Annotated in this window: 16 protein-coding genes; 4 read left to right on the top strand and 12 right to left on the bottom strand. The window is 67.0% G+C overall.

Annotated features, from left to right (window positions below):
• Window positions 1-226 precede the first annotated feature (226 nt).
• From WFK61_RS25635 to tpiA, 7 genes are all read right to left on the bottom strand, one after another.
• The gene (locus tag WFK61_RS25635) at window positions 227-1,108 is read right to left on the bottom strand and encodes a VOC family protein (RefSeq protein WP_336814878.1); all 882 of its coding nucleotides are present in this window, start codon (window positions 1,106-1,108) and stop codon (window positions 227-229) included.
• 73 nt (window positions 1,109-1,181) lie between these two features.
• Window positions 1,182-2,351 carry a glutathionylspermidine synthase family protein gene (locus WFK61_RS25630; protein WP_336814877.1) on the bottom strand — a complete coding sequence of 390 codons (1,170 nt, stop codon included), beginning with the start codon at window positions 2,349-2,351 and terminating at the stop codon, window positions 1,182-1,184.
• Window position 2,352: 1 nt separating this feature from the next.
• A complete protein-coding gene (locus WFK61_RS25625) occupies window positions 2,353-2,970 on the bottom strand; it encodes a DUF1190 domain-containing protein (protein WP_336814876.1) in 618 nt (205 codons plus the stop codon).
• Between the two features lie 7 nt (window positions 2,971-2,977).
• Window positions 2,978-3,379: a DUF350 domain-containing protein gene (locus WFK61_RS25620; RefSeq protein ID WP_336814875.1), complete on the bottom strand. Its 402-nt coding sequence runs from the start codon at window positions 3,377-3,379 to the stop codon at window positions 2,978-2,980.
• 130 nt (window positions 3,380-3,509) lie between these two features.
• Window positions 3,510-5,138 (bottom strand): CTP synthase, encoded by a 1,629-nt coding sequence (locus WFK61_RS25615; protein ID WP_336814874.1) that lies wholly within the window; start codon window positions 5,136-5,138, stop codon window positions 3,510-3,512.
• 152 nt (window positions 5,139-5,290) lie between these two features.
• On the bottom strand, window positions 5,291-5,704 hold the full coding sequence (secG, locus tag WFK61_RS25610; RefSeq protein WP_257733041.1) for a preprotein translocase subunit SecG: 414 nt from the start codon (window positions 5,702-5,704) through the stop codon (window positions 5,291-5,293).
• A 143-nt stretch (window positions 5,705-5,847) separates the two neighbouring features.
• Window positions 5,848-6,612, bottom strand: coding sequence for a triose-phosphate isomerase (gene tpiA / locus WFK61_RS25605; protein ID WP_336814873.1), 765 nt, complete (start codon window positions 6,610-6,612; stop codon window positions 5,848-5,850).
• Window positions 6,613-6,801: 189 nt separating this feature from the next.
• On the opposite strand from tpiA, the gene WFK61_RS25600 reads away from it, so the two are divergent.
• The gene (locus WFK61_RS25600; protein WP_336814872.1) at window positions 6,802-8,715 is read left to right on the top strand and encodes a peptidylprolyl isomerase; all 1,914 of its coding nucleotides are present in this window, start codon (window positions 6,802-6,804) and stop codon (window positions 8,713-8,715) included.
• 2 nt (window positions 8,716-8,717) lie between these two features.
• Window positions 8,718-10,232, top strand: coding sequence for an anthranilate synthase component I (gene trpE / locus WFK61_RS25595; protein WP_336814871.1), 1,515 nt, complete (start codon window positions 8,718-8,720; stop codon window positions 10,230-10,232).
• Between the two features lie 231 nt (window positions 10,233-10,463).
• Here the strand turns inward: trpE and WFK61_RS25590 are convergent, their stop codons facing one another.
• Window positions 10,464-11,039: a TIGR00645 family protein gene (locus WFK61_RS25590; protein WP_336814870.1), complete on the bottom strand. Its 576-nt coding sequence runs from the start codon at window positions 11,037-11,039 to the stop codon at window positions 10,464-10,466.
• A gap of 239 nt (window positions 11,040-11,278) precedes the next feature.
• Between WFK61_RS25590 and WFK61_RS25585 the strand changes: the two genes are divergently transcribed.
• Together WFK61_RS25585 and xth are read left to right on the top strand one after the other, a co-directional pair.
• A complete protein-coding gene (locus WFK61_RS25585; RefSeq protein WP_336814869.1) occupies window positions 11,279-11,749 on the top strand; it encodes a BA14K family protein in 471 nt (156 codons plus the stop codon).
• A 136-nt stretch (window positions 11,750-11,885) separates the two neighbouring features.
• On the top strand, window positions 11,886-12,665 hold the full coding sequence (gene xth, locus WFK61_RS25580) for an exodeoxyribonuclease III (protein ID WP_336814868.1): 780 nt from the start codon (window positions 11,886-11,888) through the stop codon (window positions 12,663-12,665).
• A 118-nt stretch (window positions 12,666-12,783) separates the two neighbouring features.
• Here xth and WFK61_RS25575 read toward each other — a convergent pair whose 3' ends face one another.
• The 4 genes from WFK61_RS25575 to WFK61_RS25560 form a co-directional block, all read right to left on the bottom strand.
• Entirely contained in the window at window positions 12,784-13,566 is a 783-nt protein-coding gene (locus WFK61_RS25575) for a tetratricopeptide repeat protein (RefSeq protein ID WP_336814879.1), read from the bottom strand.
• 154 nt (window positions 13,567-13,720) lie between these two features.
• Complete coding sequence (ilvD, locus tag WFK61_RS25570) at window positions 13,721-15,451, bottom strand: dihydroxy-acid dehydratase (protein ID WP_257733043.1); 1,731 nt, start codon at window positions 15,449-15,451, stop codon at window positions 13,721-13,723.
• 389 nt (window positions 15,452-15,840) lie between these two features.
• Window positions 15,841-16,422 carry a YqaA family protein gene (locus WFK61_RS25565; protein WP_336814867.1) on the bottom strand — a complete coding sequence of 194 codons (582 nt, stop codon included), beginning with the start codon at window positions 16,420-16,422 and terminating at the stop codon, window positions 15,841-15,843.
• Between the two features lie 153 nt (window positions 16,423-16,575).
• Window positions 16,576-19,395: a valine--tRNA ligase gene (locus WFK61_RS25560; RefSeq protein ID WP_336814866.1), complete on the bottom strand. Its 2,820-nt coding sequence runs from the start codon at window positions 19,393-19,395 to the stop codon at window positions 16,576-16,578.
• Between the last annotated feature and the right edge of the window lie 246 nt (window positions 19,396-19,641).

Genomic DNA, 19,641 nt, shown 5'->3' with positions numbered 1-19,641 from the left:
CGGCCGGCCAGCCGGACCAGGCATACCGCTTCCGCGGAACCACACAACAATACCAAAACTCAAACAGACAATTCCGGGGCTTCGCAAAGCGAAGAACCCGGAACCCACGACCGGGTGAGCCGCCTGCAATCGGGTCTTGGATGTCCTGCCCAGTCGTGGGTTCCGGGTTCGCGCCTACGGCGCGCCCCGGAATGACAGAGGTGGTGCCGGGCGAACTGCCGCTCCTTCACCCCTGCTCGAACGCCACCATGCAGCCGAACGCCTCTTCGGCCGGCACGAAGAGCCGCTCCTCGCCACGCTGGAACGACACTTCATTCTCAGTCAGGCGCGCGGCCACGGCTTCGAGATCGGGCACCGAGACGCAGAAGCCGAGGAAACGGGCCGGCGTCGTATCCGGCTCGACATGATAGGCGCCCTGCGCCGCCTCGGGATCGAGCACGTCGATGCGCCCGCGCGGCAGGGCAAGGACATAATCCTCGTTGCCCTCCAGCACCTCGGCGCCGCCGCTGAAAGCCGAGAGGAAGGCGCGGTGGAAGGCCGGCTCCTCCGCCAGCATCACGACGGCGGAGAGTGCGGTGGCGCCGTTCGGATGATGCTGGAATTCCGGATTCCAGAAGTTCTGCGGCTCGAATTGCTGGCAGACGAAGAAACCGCATTCCGGCGCGCGCGAATCGGCGGCGAAGGCGAGTTCGAAGGCGACGCGGACATCGCTGCCATCCGGGCGCCGGGCCCGGCGCTCGAAGAAGAACGGCTCGAAATCGCCGATGCCCTGCGCCTTGAAGGCAGCGGCATCGGCCTTGGCGTCGGTGCTCTCCAGCACCAGCATCGAGAGCCCCTCGCCCTGCCCGGCCAGCGCCTCGCGCACGAAGGCGCCGAAGGAGAAGCGCCGCTCGCCATGCGGCGGGATGGCGGCATCGTCGGCGATCGTCACCAGCTCGAGGAAGGAGCCCGGAAACTGCACGATCCGGTTCTCGGTGCCCCAGGGATGGCGGTTGCGGGCGCCGACGCGGAAGCCGAGCTTCTCGTAGAAATGCCAGGCGGCATCGAGATCGCGGACGCCGATGACGAGATGGTCGAGACCGCGGGGCGTTGAGGCGTTTGCAGGCATGGCAGGCTCCGTCGACAGGCGTATCGGAGCCCAAGGCTAGCACAGATCAGGGCGCGGTCATGTCGCGCCGCGTTCAGGGCTCGATATAGTGCGGCAGGAAGCGCGAGGTGTTCTTGGTGATCGGCGAGGCATCCTCGCGGACGCAGAGCCCGCAGGCCTGCGAGGCGACGAGCCAGGAGCCGAGCACGGCATATTTCCCATCCGCCGAGAACATGTTGGTCGCGGCATCCTGCAGGACATGGCCCTCGGCGCCATAGGGGCCGTCGTCGCTGTCGAGCACGAGGCCGCGCTCCATGAGCGTGACATTGGCGCCCTCGCGCGAATAGAGCGGCTTGCGCACATGCCGGGCCGAGAGCGTCGCGCAGCGCGGATCGCCCTCGAAGAAAGCCGGCAGCAGGTTGGGGTGGCCGGGCTCCATCTCCCAGAGGCAGGCGAGCAGGCCCTTGTTGGAGAGAATCGCCTTCCAGGGCGGTTCGATGAACTGGCAGCCCGAACGGCTGAGCGCCTTGCCGTAGCTCTCGCGGAACATCCATTCCCAGGGATAGAGCTTGAACAAGGCCTCGATCGGCTGGTTGGCGCCATCGCAGAAGCGCCCGTCGGTGAGGAGGCCAAGCTCCTCGATATAGGTGAAGCGGGCATCAAGCCCGGCCTGCGCGGCGCAATCGGTGAGATAGTCGACCGTGCCCTTGTCCTCGGGGCTGCCCTGCACGCAGGTCAGGTGCAGGCGGTAGGGCGAAGGCTCGCGCAGGCCCTTGAAGGCGGCGATCAGACGCTCGTGCAGCGAGTTGAACTGGTCGGAGCCCTTCGGAATCGCTCCACGGGCCATCGCCTGCTCCAGCCAGTCCCATTGCACGACGCTCGATTCGAACAGGGCGGTCGGCGTGTCGGCATTGTATTCGAGCAGCTTCGCTGGCCCGCGCCCGTCATAGGCGAGGTCGAGCCGGCCGTAGAGATTGCGCTCGCCACGCTGCCAGCTACTCCGGATGTAATCCCAGTGCTCGGCGGGAATTGCAAGCTTCGTCAGGAGCTCCTCGTGGTCGAGCGCCTTCTCGATGAAGGCGAAGCAGAGCTGCTCGATCGCCTCGGTCGGTCCCTCGATATCGCGCTCGATCTCCTCCAGCGTGAAGGCGATGGCCGCGCTCTCGTCCCAATAGGTCTCGCCGTCGATGGTGTGAAAGGCGAAACCCAGGCGCTCGACCTGCTCGACCCAGTCCGGCCGCGGCGGAAGCGTGACGCGGCGCATCTCAGGACGAGGAATGCGAAGAATAGGACCGCGCGGTCGAGCCGAAGCCGCCGCGCGAGGAGGTGCCGGGCGTCGAGACGCTGCCGCCACGCGCGCCTCCGGCGAAGGCCGCGGTGACCTTGCTCCCGGTCGTCGTCGAATAGGCGCGCGAGCGGCTGCTGCTGCCGCCATAGGAGCCGCCCGACGAACTGGAGGAGGACGAGCGCGCCTGCTGGCATTCGGGCTGCGTCGAGCCCGGCGGGCAGGCCGAGGTGGTCGGCGGCATCAGGGGTTGCGCCTGAGCCTGACCGCCGGAGAGGCCGCGCGCCAGCATGAAGCCAGCCAATGCCGGGATGAAATATTGCGCGCCACCGATCGTCGCAGAGCCGCAGCCATTGGCGCCGTACTGCGCCTCGCAGGCGCTCTGGCTCTGGAATTTCGGCGCATCCTTGAGCCGCGCGGCGCTCGCTTCCGAGAAGGCGGTCTCGCATTGCTGCGCGCTGAGCTGCCCGGCCACCCGGCAATCGCTCAGGCTGTCATAGACGAGGTTCTCCTGCGGGTCGTCGTCGGTCATCGACCAGACGGTGGCAACGAGGAGGACGCCTGCGGCCGCGAGCCCGATCTGCGAGGAGCGTTTCATGGTCGCCTCACTCCGTCATGCTGGCCGCAGCCAGCGTCCCGGATACGACGGCGATCACGGCGAGCATGACCGCGGAGGGCAGGCGATCCTCCTCGATCTTCCGCGACAGTTCCGGAATCAGCAGCCGTGCCAGGCCATAGGCCGCGAACTGGATGATCATCGCCGCGACAGCCCAGAGCACGCAGTCGGGAATGCTGCTGGCCTGCGAGATCGCCTGCTCCAGCGGCAGGGAAAAGCCGACCGTGTTGCCGCCGAGCGCGACCGCCGCCGAGAGATTGCCGCCGCGGATCAGGGCGATCTCGTCATGGGCGGTCATGCGCAGATAGACCGCGACGAAAGCGGCGATCAGGGCCGCACCGACGACGAAATAGAGAAGGAACGCGGGCAGGCCCGCCATCGAGATCGTCATGCGCCCTGCCCCCTGCCCTGTGCCGCCGCGCCGACCACAGGTCGGCGAAGCAGCTTATTCTCAGGGTAACAGGAGACCGGCACAAGCCGTCATTCAAAGAGAGGATGCGCCCCCGGAGCCTTCGACGAAATCAGACCAGGCGGCTCTGGGCCTTCGCCGCCTCGATGAAGCTGGCGAAGAGCGGGTGCGGCTCGAACGGGCGGGACTTCAGCTCGGGGTGGTACTGCACGCCGATGAACCAGGGATGGTCGGGGTATTCGACCGTCTCAGGCAGCAAGCCGTCCGGCGAGAGGCCGGCGAAGCGCATGCCCTTCGCCTCCAGCTTCTCGCGATAGCCCATGTTCACCTCGTAGCGGTGGCGATGGCGCTCGGAGATCTCGGTCGAGCCGTAGATTTCCGCGATCTTCGAGCCGGCCGCGAGCGTCGAGGCATAGGCGCCGAGCCGCATCGTGCCGCCGAGGTTGCCGCCGGCCGCGCGCTGCTCCAGCTCGTTGCCGCGCATCCATTCGGTCATCAGGCCAACGACCGGCTCCTGCGTCGGGCCGAACTCGGTCGAATTGGCGTCCGCGATGCCGGCGAGCGAACGCGCCGCCTCGATCACCGCCATCTGCATGCCGAAGCAGATGCCGAAATAGGGCACCTTGCGGTTGCGCGCGAAGGTCGCCGCCTTGATCTTGCCCTCGGCGCCGCGATGGCCGAAGCCGCCGGGCACGAGGATGCCGTGGACATGCTCGAGGAAGGGCGCCGGGTCCTCCTTTTCGAAGACCTCGGACTCGATCCAGTCGAGATTGACCTTCACGTTGTTGGCGATGCCGCCATGAGTCAGCGCCTCGATGAGGGACTTATAGGCGTCCTTCATGCCGGTATATTTGCCGACGACGGCGATGGTGACTTCGCCCTCGGGGTTCTTCACGCGCTCGGAGATGCGCTTCCAGCCGGTGACGTCGGGCTCCGGCTTGGCATCCATCCCGAAGGCGGCGAGCACCTCGGTGTCGAGCCCCTCCGCGTGATAGGAAAGCGGCACGTCATAGATCGAGGCGACGTCGCGGGCCTCGATCACGGCGGTCTCGCGGACATTGCAGAACAGCGCCAGCTTGCGGCGTTCCTCGCGCGGAATCTCGCGGTCGGTACGGCAGAGCAGGATGTCGGGCTGGATGCCGATCGAGCGCAATTCGGCGACCGAATGCTGGGTCGGCTTGGTCTTCAATTCGCCGGCCGTCGGGATATAGGGCAGCAGCGTCAGGTGCACGAAGATGCACTGGCCGCGCGGGAGCTGCTGATTGGTCTGGCGGATGGCTTCGAGGAACGGCAGGCTCTCGATGTCGCCGACCGTGCCGCCGATCTCGACCAGCGTGAAGTCGTAGCCTTCGTTGCCGGTGAGGATGAATTCCTTGATGGCGTTGGTGACATGCGGGACGACCTGAATGGTCGCGCCGAGATAGTCGCCCCGGCGCTCCTTGGTCAGGATGTCCATGTAGATGCGGCCGGTGGTGATGTTGTCGCCCTTGTTGCAGGGCCGGCCGGTGAAGCGCTCGTAATGGCCGAGGTCGAGATCGGTCTCGGCGCCGTCGTCGGTGACGAAGACCTCACCGTGCTGATACGGGCTCATCGTGCCCGGATCGACGTTCAGGTAGGGGTCGAGCTTGCGCAGGCGGACCGTATGGCCGCGCGCCTGGAGAAGGGCTGCGAGAGCCGCCGCCGCCAGGCCTTTGCCAAGCGAGGACACCACGCCGCCGGTGATGAAAACATACCGCGTCATGGGAGGTCACCTCTATCGCCACGGGTTCGATTCGCTAAGCGCGTTCTGAGCAGTCCCGCCTTGCCCTGCGCGCTTGTCCACAAAAGAGAAGGCCGGTCGCCCGGCCTCTCTCATATCAAAAGAGAAGGGCCGGTTTCCCGGCCCTGCCCTGGTTACTGCTGCGGCGCCGCTGGCGGCGTCGGCGGCTGTGCGCCGCCCTGATTCTGGTTCTGCATCTGGCGCAGCTGGTCGAGCACGCCGCCGGCATTCGGGGCGCTCGGGCCGGCCGGCGCGCCGGGCGTAGCCGGGGCCGAGGTCGCAGGCGCGCCGTCGATGATCGAGCGCTGGGTGCGGCCGGTATTGGCCATCACCGCGAGCACGATCGAGGTCAGGAAGAACAGGCCGGCGAGGATCGCCGTCGCCCGCGTCAGGGCGTTGGCCTGGCCGCGGCCGGTCATGAAGCCGCCGACGCCGCCTCCGCCGCCCGAACCCATGCCGAGGCCGCCGCCTTCGGAGCGCTGCAAAAGCACGACGCCGACGAGCGCGACGACGATGATCAGGTGAATGACGATGAGAACGTTCTGCATGGTCTCACGAAAATGGGCATGGCGCGGGCCGCCGCCAAGGGCCACCCGCTCCTCCTCGAAGATCGAGGCGAATTCGGCGGGCACATAACATGCGTGGGCCGGCAGCGCCACCCCTGCGCGCCGGCCTATTCACGCGGGAGTGCTCAGCCGGCGCAGGCGCGGGCGATCGCCAGGAATTCCTCGGCCTTGAGGCTGGCGCCGCCGACGAGCGCGCCGTCGACATGGGCGACATTCATCAGCTCGGCAGCGTTCGAGGGCTTCACCGAGCCGCCATAGAGCAGGCGCACGCCGGCAGCCGCCTGCTTGCCGAGCAGGCGGCCGAGCTCGGCCCGGATCGCCTCATGCATCTCGGCCACATCGGCCGCCGTCGGCGTCAAGCCGGTGCCGATCGCCCAGACCGGCTCATAGGCGACGACGAGCGTGGCGGCCGTCGCGCCATCCGGCACGGAACCGCGCAATTGCTTCTTGACGACGGCGAGCGCCTTGCCGGCCTCGCGCTCGTCCTTGGTCTCTCCGACGCAGACGATCGGCACCAGCAGCGCCTTCTGCGCGGCCTCGGCCTTGGCCTTTACCGTGGCGTTGCTCTCGCCATGCAGCGTGCGGCGCTCGGAATGGCCGACGATGCAGAAGCTTGCACCGGCGTCGGCCAGCATCGCGGCGGAAACCTCGCCGGTGAAGGCGCCGGAGGCCTGCGTGCTGCAATCCTGCCCGCCGGTGGCGATGCGCGAGCCGATCAGGGCGGCGGTCGCGGCGAAGAGCAGGCTGGCGGGCGGGCAGATCGCGAGGTCGACATCGGGCTTCAGCGCGGTGTCGTAGCCCCTGGCCACTTCGGCCGCGATGGCGAGGTCGGCCTTCAGGCCGTTCATCTTCCAGTTGCCGGCCACCAGCGGCTTGATGCTGCGCGTCACGTCGATCCTCCTGAAATCAGCTGTTCTGGCTCTAGCAACGCCCGGCCGGCGCCGCAATCGCGTGCGAAGCGGCATCGTGACCGCGACGGCGATTGCGGCTTTCGCCGCCGGTTCCTATAAGCAGCGCCGACAAATACGCGCGCGGGCCTGTTTCCGCGCCACGGACAGGTTCAGGGAAAGACGGCTTCGATGATGATGCAGGGCATCCGCAAGGCGGGTCAGGGTCTCCTCGGGAAGATCGTGATCGCCATCATGTTCGGCTTCCTCATCATCTCCTTCGCCATCTGGGGCGTGGGCGACATCTTCCGCGGCTATGGCCGCAACGAGGTAGCCAAGGTCGGCAAGACCGAGATCAGCCTCGAGCAGATGCGCACGACCTATCAGAACGAGATCCAGAACCTGATCCGCCAGCAGCGCCGGCAGATCTCGCCGGAGATGGCGCGCGCGCTCGGCCTCGACCGTCAGGTGCTGTCGCGCCTGCTCACCGAGGCGACGCTCGACCAGACGGCGCAAGGCATGCGCCTCGCGGTCTCCGATGAGACCATCCGCAACCTGATCTTCGACGATCAGGTCTTCCGCGATGCCTCAGGCCAGTTCTCCGCGGCCCGTTTCAATGAGCTCCTGCGCACGAACGGCTATACCGAGCAGAGCTATGTCGCGCTCCAGCGCTCGACGATCCTGCGCCAGCAGCTTTCGGAGATGGTCGTCGGCGGCCTCGCCGCCCCGCTCGCGCTGCAGGAAGTCGGCAACCGCCTGCGCAACGAGAAGCGCGCCATCACCTTCGCGCGGATGCCTGCGAGCGCCGCCGGCGAAATCCCTGCGCCGACCGAGGACCAGCTGAAGAGCTTCTTCAACGACCGCAAGATCGCCTTCCGCGCGCCGGAGTTCCGCACGGCCGCCATCCTCGCGATCACTGCCGAAACGCTGGCCGATCCCGCGAAGATCACCGACGAAGAGGCCAAGGCCCGCTACGAGGCGACCAAGGCCCAGCGCTTCACCGCGGTCGAGACCCGCACCATCCAGCAGATTCCCTTCCCGAACGAGGAGGAGGCCAAGGCCGCCAAGGCCAAGATCGACGGCGGCGAGACCTTCGACGAGATCGCGACAGAGCGGAACGTCGCCTTCAACGACCTGACGCTGGGCACCTTCACCCGTGACCAGATGATCGATCCCGTCGTGCGCGATGCGGCCTTCGCCCTCGAAGAGGGTGGCGTCAGCGCGCCGGTGAAGGGCTCCTTCGCCACGGTGCTGCTGCGCGTGACCAAGGTCGAGAGCGCGCATGTGCGCCCGTTCGAGGAGGTCGCGGCCGAGGTCAGGCAGGAGCTGGCGACGAGCCGCGCCGCCAGCCGGATCACCGAGCTGCACGACAAGATCGAGGACCAGCGCGCCTCGGCCCGGCCGCTCGCCGAGATTGCCAAGGAGCTCGGCCTCACGCTGCGCACGGCCGGTCCGATGAGCGCGAGCCTCTCGCGTCCCGACGGCTCGCGTGAGGAGGCCCTGCCCGGCGGCGACAGCACGCTCCAGGCGATCTTCCGCTCCGATATCGGCGTCGACAACGAGGCGCTCCGCCTGCCCCGCGACACCGGCTATGTCTGGTTCGATGTCACCAAGATCGACCCGGCGCGCGAGCGCGCCTTCGACGAGGTCAAGGCCGAGGTCGAGAAGCAGTGGCGCGCCGACGAATCGGCCACGCGGCTTTCGGCCAAGGCGCGCGAGCTCATCGAGCGTCTCGACAAGGGCGAGAGCTTCGACGCGGTCGCGGCCTCGGCGAATCTCACGATCGAGACGGCGGCGGATATCGGCCGGCAGGACCAGCGCCAGGAGCTGCCGGGCACGGTCGTCGCGCAGCTCTTCGGCACCGCCGTGGGCAAGAGCGGTTCCGCCGCGACGCCGGATGGCGGGCGCATCCTGTTCAAGGTCGATTCGGCCACCGTCGCGCCTTACGTCCGCACCACGCAGGAGGCTGGCAATTTCGAGCGCCTGCTGTCGTCGAGCGTGAGCGAGGACATCATGCTCCAGTATGTCGCGAAGCGGCAGGCCGAGCTTGGCGTCAGCATCAACGAGGCCAACTTCCGCAACGCGACCGGCGGAGCGCAGAACTGACGATGCAGCCGCTTCAGGAGTTCGAGCACTTCGCGCAGACCTACGAGACCGGCGCCCCGCAATTGCTGCGGCAGGTGCTGGTCGGCGATTGCGAGACGCCGGTCGCCGCCTTCCTGAAGCTGCGCCATGCCACGACCGGCCCGGCCTTCCTGCTCGAATCGGTCGAAGGCGGCGCCGTGCGCGGCCGCTATTCGATGATCGGGCTGGAGCCGGACCTGATCTGGCGCTGCCATCACGGGCAGGCCTCGCTTTGCCGCACCGCGCTGGGCGAGACCTTCCTCGACGATCCGCGCCCGGCCTTCGAGAGCCTGCGCGCCCTGCTCGAAGAGAGCGCCATTCCGGAGGCCGAGGGGCTGCCGCCGATGGCGTCGGGCGTCTTCGGCTATCTCGGCTACGACATGGTGCGCCTGATGGAGCGCCTGCCCGAGCCGAAGGAGACCGGCACCGGCGTGCCCGACGCCATCCTGACGCGGCCGACGCTGATGGTGGTGTTCGACGCGGTGCGCGACGAGATCCATGTCGTGACGCCCGTCCGGCACATGCCCGGCGTCGGCGCGCGCCATGCCTATGAGCGGGCGCAGGAGCGGCTGGAGGCCGTGGTGCGGGCGCTGGAAGGCGCCCTCCCCGCCGAGGCCGAGATCGACATCGCCAACCTGCCGGTCCCGGCGACCACTTCGAACACGAGCGAAGCCGAATATCTGGAGATGGTCGACAAGGCGAAGGAATATATCCGCGCCGGCGACATCTTCCAGGTCGTGCTGTCGCAGCGCTTCGAGGCGCCTTTCGCCCTGCCGCCCTTCGCGCTCTACCGGGCGCTGCGGCGGGTCAATCCGGCGCCGTTCCTCTGCTATCTCGATTTCGGCGACTTCCAGATCGTCTGCTCGAGCCCCGAGATCCTGGTTCGTCTGCGCGACGACACCGTCACGATCCGGCCGATCGCCGGCACGCGCCGGCGCGGCGCGACCGAGGCCGAGGACAATGCTCTCGCCGAAGAGCTGCTGGCCGATCCGAAGGAGCGCGCCGAGCACCTGATGCTGCTCGATCTCGGCCGCAACGATGTCGGCCGCGTCGCCGAGATCGGCACGGTCAAGGTCACCGATTCGTTCTTCATCGAGCGCTACAGCCAGGTGATGCACATCGTCTCTAACGTCGAAGGCAGGATCGACCCGAAGCACGATTCGCTCGGCGCGCTGATCGCCGGCTTCCCGGCCGGGACGGTTTCCGGCGCGCCGAAGGTCCGGGCGATGGAGATCATCGACGAGCTGGAGCGCGATGCGCGTGGCGCCTATGCCGGCTGCATCGGCTATTTCGGCGCCAATGGCGAGATGGATACCTGCATCCTGCTGCGCACAGCGGTGGTCAAGGACGGGCGCATGCATGTCCAGGCCGGCGCCGGCATCGTCTATGATTCGAACCCGGCCTCCGAGCAGGAGGAGTGCATCAACAAGGCCAAGGCCCTGTTCCGCGCCGCCGAGGAAGCGATCCGCTTCGCTGCCCGCAGCGGGCGCGGACAGTAAGTCCGCTCAGGCAGCCCCGAACGCCGCTAGGTTTCCTCGGAAACCGGACGTCATCCCGGGCTTGCCCCGGGATCCATCGAAGGCCTCCGGAACTCTACGATGGATCCCGGAGCGGCGCTGCTACGCAGCTTGTCCGGGATGACAGAACCGTTCTGCCAAAGAACAGCAGCCTCCGAAACGCAAAACGCCCCGCCGGTCTGGCGGGGCGTTTCTGTTTCTGGCCTGCCTCGGTCAGTGCCCCTTGCCGGGGGTCGTCGTCATCTTGTCGACCCAGGCGATGCCGATGGCCGAGAGGATGAAGACGACATGGATCAGCGTCTGCAGCAGCACGCCGGCTTCCGTATAGTTCGCCGTCTTGCCGGCGATACCGATATTGCCGGCCTCGATGAAGGTCCTGAGCAGATGGATCGACGAGATGCCGATGATCGCCATGGCGAGCTTGATCTTGAGCACGCTCGCATTGACATGGCTCAGCCATTCCGGCTGGTCGGGATGGCCCTGCAGCCGCAGGCGCGAGACGAAGGTCTCGTAGCCGCCGACGATCACCATGATCAGCAGGTTCGAGATCATCACCACGTCGATCAGCCCGAGCACGACCAGCATGATCTGCTGCTCGCTGAAATCGAAGGCGTGGGTGACGAGGTGCCAGAGCTCCTTGAGGAACAGGAAGACATAGACGCACTGCGCCACGATGAGGCCGATATAGAGCGGCAGCTGCAGCCAGCGCGAGCTGAAGATGATGGCCGGCAGCGGCCTCAGGGGACCGAGCTCGGCGGGCTGGGCGGACGGGTCGCGCGGTTGCGCCATGGTCGGTCTCGGTCCTTCGGTCAGGTGCGGTGTGCGGTGCAACGCTAGATGGCGAGGAAATTTCGCCCGCGCAAGCACTTCGACATTGCTTTCGAGCGCAAAAGCGACGGGAGCGTGACGGCCCATTTATGCCGGGATTGACTGCTAGCTTCCCCTGTGGTCACCGGACCGCTACATTCAGATCCAAACGGGGGAACATGCGGAGTTCCGCTCGCCAGGTACCGCAGAGGAGTTTCGTCATGATCCGGACGCTCGCCGTCGCTGCCGCCCTTGCCGGCGGTACCCTACTTGCCCTTCCGGCCTCGGCCGCGCCGCTCGCTCCCGCCACCGCTGCCGTCGCGACTGCGCAGCCGGGCAGCGACCTCATCGAAACCGTGCAATACCGCCGCTACGGCTACGGCCCGCGCTATTATGGCGGCTATCGTCGTGGCCCGGCCGTCGGCGCCGGCATCGCGGCCGGCATCATCGGCGGCGCGCTTGCCGCCGGCGCGCTCGCGGCCCCGCCCCCGCCGCCGGTCTACTATTACCCCCCGCCGGCCCCGGTCTATGTCGAACCGCCGGTGGTCTATGCCCCAGCCGTGCCGCGCGCCTATGGCTACAGCGTCGAGGATACCGACGCGGTGGCCTACTGCTCGCGCCGCTTCCGCAGCTACAACCCGGAAACCGGCACCTATATCGCCTCGGGCGGCGTCGTCCGCGCCTGCCCCTGACAGCAGGCGTCAGCGCGATCACAGACAAGAACTCCCCCGCAGCGATGCGGGGAGTTTTTCGTTTCGGCCGGAAACGGCTTGTCATCGCGGCAGCCGTCCCGCTTTATCCAGCCGGCAGCCTGAATCGGAGCATCGCGTGCGGATCGCCACCTGGAACGTCAATTCGGTCAGGCAGCGCCTCGGCCATCTCCTCGATTTCCTGAAGGAGGCCGAACCCGACGCGCTCTGCCTGCAGGAGATCAAGTGCGTGGATGCCGACTTCCCGCGCGCCGAGATCGAGGCGGCCGGCTGGCAGGTCGAGACGCACGGGCAGAAGACCTTCAATGGCGTCGCGATTCTCAGCCGTTCGCGGCTGGAGGATGTCCGGCGTGGCCTGCCGGGCGACGATGGCGACGAGCAGGCGCGCTATCTCGAAGGCGTGCTGCCCTTGGGCGAGGGCGTGGTCCGCGTCGCCTCGATCTACCTGCCGAACGGCAATCCGCCCAATACCGAGAAATATCCCTACAAGCTCGGCTGGATGCAGCGGCTCACCGCCCATGCCCGGATGCTCATGGAGCATGAGGAGCCGCTGGTTCTGGCCGGCGACTATAACGTCATTCCCGAGCCGCGCGACGCCCGCGATCCCGCTGCCTGGGTCAGCGATGCGCTCTTCCTGCCGCAGACCCGCTCCGCATTCCGCGGCCTGACGAATCTGGGCCTGACCGAGGCCCTGCGCAGCACGACCGATGCGCCCGGGCTCTACACCTTCTGGGATTATCAAGCCGGCGCCTGGCAGCGGAATAACGGCATCCGCATCGACCACCTGCTGCTTTCGCCACAGGCGGCGGATCGCCTCTCCGGGGTCAAGATCGCCAAGCATGTCCGCGGCTGGGACAAGCCCTCCGACCATGTGCCGGTGATGATCGACCTGCACTGAGCGCGGCAATCCGCCGTCATGCCCGGACCTGAGCCGAGTATCTCGAAAACCGGCGGCCTATTGTCATGAGATCCTCGGGCCGATGCTTCGCATCGCCCGAGAGTGACGGCATTGCAGCTCAGTGCTGCGGCGTGCCGCTGTTGCGCGAGTTCACCAGATTCTGGCGCTCGATCAGGGCCAGCGCCGCCGAGCGGTCGCTGGAGGAGGCAGCCGCGAAGGCCACGTCATGCCGCTCGATGATCCAGGCCTCGCGGGCCGGGTCGGCGCCTTCGCGCGCCATGGCGAGCCACATCAGGCCGAGAACCGGCTGGCGCGGCACGCCCTCGCCGCCACGGATCAGCATCTCGCCGAAAGCGGCGCGGGCAGGCGCATGGCCCTTCTCGGCCGCGAGCTTCATCCAGCGCGCCGCCTGGCGCGGGTCGCGACTGGCGCCCTGCCCGGTCATGTAGAGGCGGGCGAGATTGTACTGGCCGTCCGGGTCGCCGAAATAGGAAGCGGCGTAGTGGAACATGTCGAAAGCCCGATCGGGATTGGGCTTCACATAGCTGCCCTTGATCCCGTCCGAGAAATAGTTGCCGAGCGCCACGAAGGCGCTGCCGACAAGCCGGGCATCGGCCGTGCCGGGCATCGCGTCGGCATTCTCGTCCGCGATCTTCGAGAAATACTCGAAGGCCTTGAGATCGTTGGTGGGGACGCCCTCGCCGCCGGCATACATCCGGCCGAGCTTGTACTGCGCCGTGAGATGGCCCTGCGAGGCCGCGTATTCGAGCGCACGCACGGCGCCGACCTTATTGCCGGCGGTGGAATCGCGCATCCAGGCCTTCAGGGCGTCGCGCGCGCTGGTGAAAGGCACGAGCGGCAGCGCCGTATGGGCTGTGGGCGTATCGGGAGCGGGAGCGATGGCCGCAGCGCCATGACCCGGGACGGAATCGTCCGGCTCCGGCAGCGCCGCGCCCGGGATGGCACGCGGCGGCAGCAGCTTCGTACCTGAAATCTCCTGCGCCAGGACGGCCTGGTGGCCGCCCAGCAACAGGAACAGGCATGCTATGGTTGAGCTAGATATCCGCATAGCAATGGGTTTCGGCCGCCCCTCCTGGGTGGGTGACGGCACCGCCTTTGGCGGAGCCGACGGTCTGCGCGTATTTCCACAGCGCGCCGGAATTGTAGTCGGTCTTGCGTGGCTTCCAGTCCTTACGACGCGCTTCAAGTTCGGCATCAGAAAGGCGGACTGCGAGCTTTCCTGTGATGGCGTCGAGCTCGATGATGTCGCCGTCGCGGATCAGGCCGATCGGGCCGCCGACGGCAGCTTCAGGCCCGACATGGCCGACGCAGAAGCCGCGGGTCGCGCCCGAGAATCGGCCGTCGGTGATGAGCGCGACCTTGTCGCCCATGCCCTGGCCGTAGAGAGCGGCGGTGGTCGACAGCATCTCGCGCATGCCGGGGCCGCCCTTGGGGCCCTCGTAGCGGATGACGAGCACGTCGCCGACATTGTAGGTCCGGTTCTTGACCGCCTCGAAGGCATCCTCCTCGCGGTCGAAGCAGCGGGCCGGGCCGGTGAAGACGAGCTGGTCCTCCGGCATGCCGGCGATCTTCACGATCGCGCCTTCCGGGGCGAGGTTGCCCTGCAGGCCGACGACGCCGCCCGTGACCGTGATCGGCTTGTCGGCGCGGTAGACCACGTCCTGCTGGTCGTTCCACTTCACCGAGGCCATGTTCTCGGCGATGGTGCGGCCGGTGACGGTCATGCAGTCGCCGTGGAGATAGCCGGCATCGAGCAGGCTCTTCATCACCAGCGGGATGCCGCCGACCTCGAACATGTCCTTGGCGACATATTTCCCGCCCGGCTTCAGGTCGGCGATATAGGGCGTCTTCTTGAAGATCTCGGCGACCTCGAACAGGTCGAAATCGATGCCGCATTCATGCGCGATCGCCGGCAGGTGCAGCGCGCCATTGGTCGAGCCGCCGGTCGCGGCGACGACCATCGCGGCATTCTCCAGCGCCTTGCGGGTGACGATGTCGCGCGGGCGGATGTTCCGGGCGATCAGCTCCATCACCATCTCGCCGGCGGTGTAGCAGAAGGTGTCGCGGACATCGTAAGGGGCCGGCGCGCCGCAGCTATAGGGCAGCGCGAGACCGATCGCCTCGGCGACGGTCGCCATGGTGTTGGCGGTGAACTGGGCGCCGCAGGAACCCGAGGACGGGCAAGCGACCTCCTCCAGCTCCTTCAGGTCCTCGTCCGACATGGCGCCGACCGAATGCTTGCCCACGGCCTCGAACACGTCCTGGACGGTCACCGGACGGCCCTTGAAATTGCCGGGCAGGATCGAGCCGCCATAGATGAAGATCGAGGGCACGTTGAGGCGCACCATCGCCATCATCATGCCGGGCAGAGACTTGTCGCAGCCGGCAAGGCCGACCAGCGCATCGTAGCAATGGCCGCGCATAGTGAGCTCGACCGAGTCGGCGATGACCTCGCGCGAGGCGAGCGAGGACTTCATGCCCTGATGGCCCATGGCGATGCCGTCGGTCACGGTGATCGTGCAGAACTCGCGCGGCGTGCCGCTGGCGGAGGCGACGCCCTTCTTCACGGCCTGGGCCTGGCGCATCAGCGAGATGTTGCAGGGCGCGGCCTCGTTCCAGCAGGAGGCGACGCCGACGAAGGGCTGCGCGATCTGCTTCGCGGTCATGCCCATCGCGTAATAATAGGAACGGTGCGGGGCCTTGGCCGGGCCGACGCTCACATGGCGGCTCGGCAGCCTCGACTTGTCGTACACACGCCCGTCCATCGCCACTCGTCCTGTCCCCCGATCAGCACGGCGCGAAGATGTGCCACGCCATGCCTGCCGGGAGCAATCGCGCCCCTGAAAACCTGAAAAACGTCCGGAACCTCTCCAGGCGCCGCGCGTTACCCCCGATTTTGATATATCTCAGGCACTTAACGCAGCGTTTTGCTGGGCTTCGTTTGTGGCGGCTTCGCGGCGATTATGGCGGTCGGGGCAGCGCCGGGCACCGATCCCGAACGGGTGTTGCGCCGATGTCACAAAACTGAGGCCGGCGAGGTAATGTAACGGTGAGGTCGGCGGCTGCGGGCATACGAGCCCTCGCCCTGAGAGCCGCACGGCGGCGGCTCCAGGGAGGCCTTTGGAAAAAGGCTGGGTCAGCGTCGAGCGGTGTCTCAGAGCACCATCGGCAGCACGAAGAAACCGCCGACGATGACCACGAGCACGGCCAGCGCCACCATCGGCAGGTGCTTCTCGATGAAGATGCGGATGTCGTCGCCGTAGAAGCGCAGCGCCACCGCGATCATCAGGAAGAAGCTGGCGCGCGAGACGACCATGCCGATGGTGAACTTCCACAGGTCGAAATGCAGGAAGCCGGACATGATCGTGACGATCTTGAACGGGATCGGCGTCAGACCCTTGGTGACGAGCACCCAGAACCAGTAGTCCTGCGAGGTCGCGATCAGGCTCGCAGCCTTGTCCTGCAGGCCGTAGATGCCGATCAGCCAGGCGCCGACCGACTCATAGAGCAGCGCGCCGATCGCATAGCCGAGATAGCCGCCGAGCACGGCGCCGAGCGAGCAGATGCCGGCATAGAACCAGGCCCGATCCGGCCGCGCGATGCACATCGGAATCAGCAGCGGGATCGGCGGCAGCGGACTGAACGAGCTTTCGATGAAGGTGATGCCGAAAAGCAGCCACGGGGCGGCAGGATGGGAGGCGTACGAAACGCACCAGTCATAGGCTCGCTTGAGCATGGGTTCTGAACAGCCGGTCCTTGTACCGCCACGCATTCTGCATGGCGGGTTTGCGTCGGGCGCATCTAAGCGGGGTCCGCGAGAGAATGCGAGTCCTCTCTTGGATCAACGTCAATTTGACGACACCGGCGTGACCAGAATGCGATATCCCGGTCAGGCCAACCGCGCCAAAGCCTCCGCGACCTTGAGCTTGCGGGCCTCTGCCGCCGCCTTGCGATCGCGATTCTCCTCGACGATCTCCTCCGGCGCGCGCGCCATGAAATCGGGGTTGCCGAGCTTCTTCTCGACGACCGCGATGTCCTGGTCGAGCTTGGCCAGTTCCTTGGTCAGGCGCGAGCGCTCGGCGTCGAGGTCGATCAGCCCGGCGAGCGGCAGGGCCGCGACCTCGCCGCGCACGATGATCTGGGCCGACTGGGCCGGCGCCGCCGTCTCGAAGCCGATGTCGGAGACGCGCGCCAGACGCTCGATCATCGGGCGCCAGCTCTCGATCGTCGCCCGCGTCGCATCGGAAGCGTTGACGAGCACGAGCGGGGCCTGCGTGCCGGCCGGCACATTGACCTCCGAGCGGACCGAGCGGATGTCCGAGATCAGATCGACGACGAAGCCGATCTCGGCCTCCGCCGCCACGTCCTTGAGCGCCGAGAGATCAGGCCAGCGGGTCAGGCAGACCAGCGAGGCATCGCCCTCCGCGAGCTTGCGCGGCGCGCCGGCTTCGGCCTTCTGCGCCCAGAGCTCCTCGGTGAGGAACGGCATGAACGGGTGCAGCAGCTGGCAGATCAGGTCGATGACATAGGCGACCGTAGCCTGCGTCTCGGCGCGAGCCGCGGCATCGACGCCCTCGCCCTGCAGCACGGGCTTGGCAAGCTCCAGATACCAGTCGCAGAACTGGTTCCAGACGAAGCGATAGGCGCCGCCCGCCGCCTCGTTGAACCTGAAGCTCGGGATGCCGGCCGCGATCTCCTCGGCCGCCTGCGCTGCCTCGCTCAGGATCCAGCGGTTGAGCGGCTGCTTGACGGCGGCCGGGTCGAAGCCTTCCGCGCGGGCGCAGCCGTTCAGCTCGGCGAAGCGCGCGGCGTTCCAGATCTTGGTCGCGAAGTTGCGATAGCCCTCGACGCGCTGCGTGCTGAGCTTGATGTCGCGGCCCTGTGCCGCCATGGCACTGAGCGTGAAGCGCAGCGCGTCGGCGCCGTATTTGTCGACGAGCGTCAGCGGATCGATGACGTTGCCCTTCGACTTGGACATCTTCGCGCCCTTCTCGTCGCGAACGATGGCGTGGATGTAGACGTCCTTGAACGGCACCTCGTCCATGAAGTTGAGGCCCATCATCATCATCCGGCCGACCCAGAAGAAGATGATGTCGAAGGCGGTGACGAGCGTCGCCGTCGGATAATAGTGCTTCAGCTCGGCGGTCTGCTCGGGCCAGCCCAGGGTCGAGAACGGCCAGAGCGCCGAGGAGAACCAGGTGTCGAGCACGTCCTCGTCGCGCGTCAGCGCGACGGTGTCGCCGTAATGCGCCATCGCCAGCGTCTGCGCCTCGGCCTCCGACTCGGCGACGAAGACCTCGCCATCCGGCCCGTACCAAGCCGGGATCTGGTGCCCCCACCAGAGCTGGCGCGAGACGCACCAGGGCTCGATATTCTCCAGCCAGTCGTAATAGACCTTGGTCCAATTCTCGGGCGTGAACTTGGTCCGCCCGTCCTGCACCGCCTTGATCGAGCGCTGCGCCAGCGGCTTGACGTCGACATACCACTGGTCAGTCAGCCAGGGCTCGATCACGACGTCCGAGCGGTCTCCATGCGGCACGGTATGGGTGTTCGGCTCGACCTTCACGAGCAGGCCGCGCGCGGCCATCATCTCGACGACGCGGCGGCGCGCGACGAAGCGGTCGGCGCCGTCGAGCGCAAGCGTCTCGGCCTCCGGCTTGGCGCCGGCCAGGAAATCCTCGTTGCCGGCGAGCAGGATGCGCGCCTCGCCGTCGAGGATGTTGACGACGTCGAGCTGGTGGCGCTTGCCGACCTCGAAATCGTTGAAATCATGCGCCGGCGTGATCTTGACCGCGCCGGTGCCCTTCTCGGGATCGGCATAATCGTCGCCGAAGATCGGGATGACGCGGCCGACGAGCGGAAGCACCGCCTTGCGGCCGATCAGATGGCCTATCGTTTCGTTCTCGGGATGAACCGCGACGCCGGTATCGCCCAGCATCGTCTCGGGCCGCGTCGTCGCGACCGTGATGAAGGTCGCGGCGTCGTCGGCGTCATAGGTCGCGCCTTCGAGCGGATAGTTGAAATAGTAGAGATGGCCGTTCGGGTCGCGGCTCAGCGCCTTGTCGAGCTTGGCCGCATCGAACGCGTCCTCGCCGCCGCGCTGCCATTTGAACGTGCCGGTCTTCTCGACCTGCAGGACCTCGAGGTCCGAGATCGCGGTCTGGAACTTGGGGTCCCAGTTCACCAGCCGCTTTGCGCGGTAGACCAGCCCCTGCTTGTGCAGGCCGACGAAGACCTTGAGAACAGCGGCAGAGAGCCCCTCATCCATGGTGAAGCGCTCGCGCGACCAGTCGCAGGACGCGCCGAGGCGGCGGAGCTGGTTGACGATCGTCCCGCCCGACTCCTCCTTCCACTTCCAGACCTCGGCGAGGAAGGCCTCGCGGCCCATGCTGCGGCGGTCGGTGCGGTTCTCGGCGGCGAGCTTGCGCTCGACGACCATCTGCGTCGCGATGCCGGCATGGTCCGTGCCGGGCTGCCAGAGCACGTCCTTGCCGCGCAGGCGCTCGAAGCGGCAGAGCACATCCTGGAGCGTGTTGTTGAGCGCGTGGCCCATATGCAGCGAGCCGGTGACGTTCGGCGGCGGAATCACGATGCAATAGGGCTCGGCCCCGGGCGCGGCGCCCCTGCCCGCCTTGAAGGCTTGCGCCTCGTCCCAGGCCTTGCTGATCCGGGCCTCGACGGCGGCCGGTTCGAAAGTCTTGTCCATCATCGCATCGCTCGAACGCAGAAAGGCCGGGGAACCTGCCCCGGCCGGAAAAATCACGGGCCAAAAAGGTCTCGGCCCTTAAGAGCCCATGCAAAGGGCGCGCGTCAACGTTTTCGATGATGCGCGGCGTCGAGCCCACCTTGTCATCAACTCAGTATTTAGCGTCTCTGAGCCTTGCGTTTGCGACGACGATGATGCGTCGCATGATGGCGACGATAGCGACGATTGGCTTTTTCTGGCGCTTGATGA

This window comes from Allobosea sp. MMO-172 (genome assembly GCF_037147855.1).
In the GTDB taxonomy this organism is placed as follows: domain Bacteria; phylum Pseudomonadota; class Alphaproteobacteria; order Rhizobiales; family Beijerinckiaceae; genus Allobosea.
The sequence above is the reverse complement of the archived record's forward strand: the minus strand, read 5'-3'. Positions and strand labels throughout refer to the sequence as shown.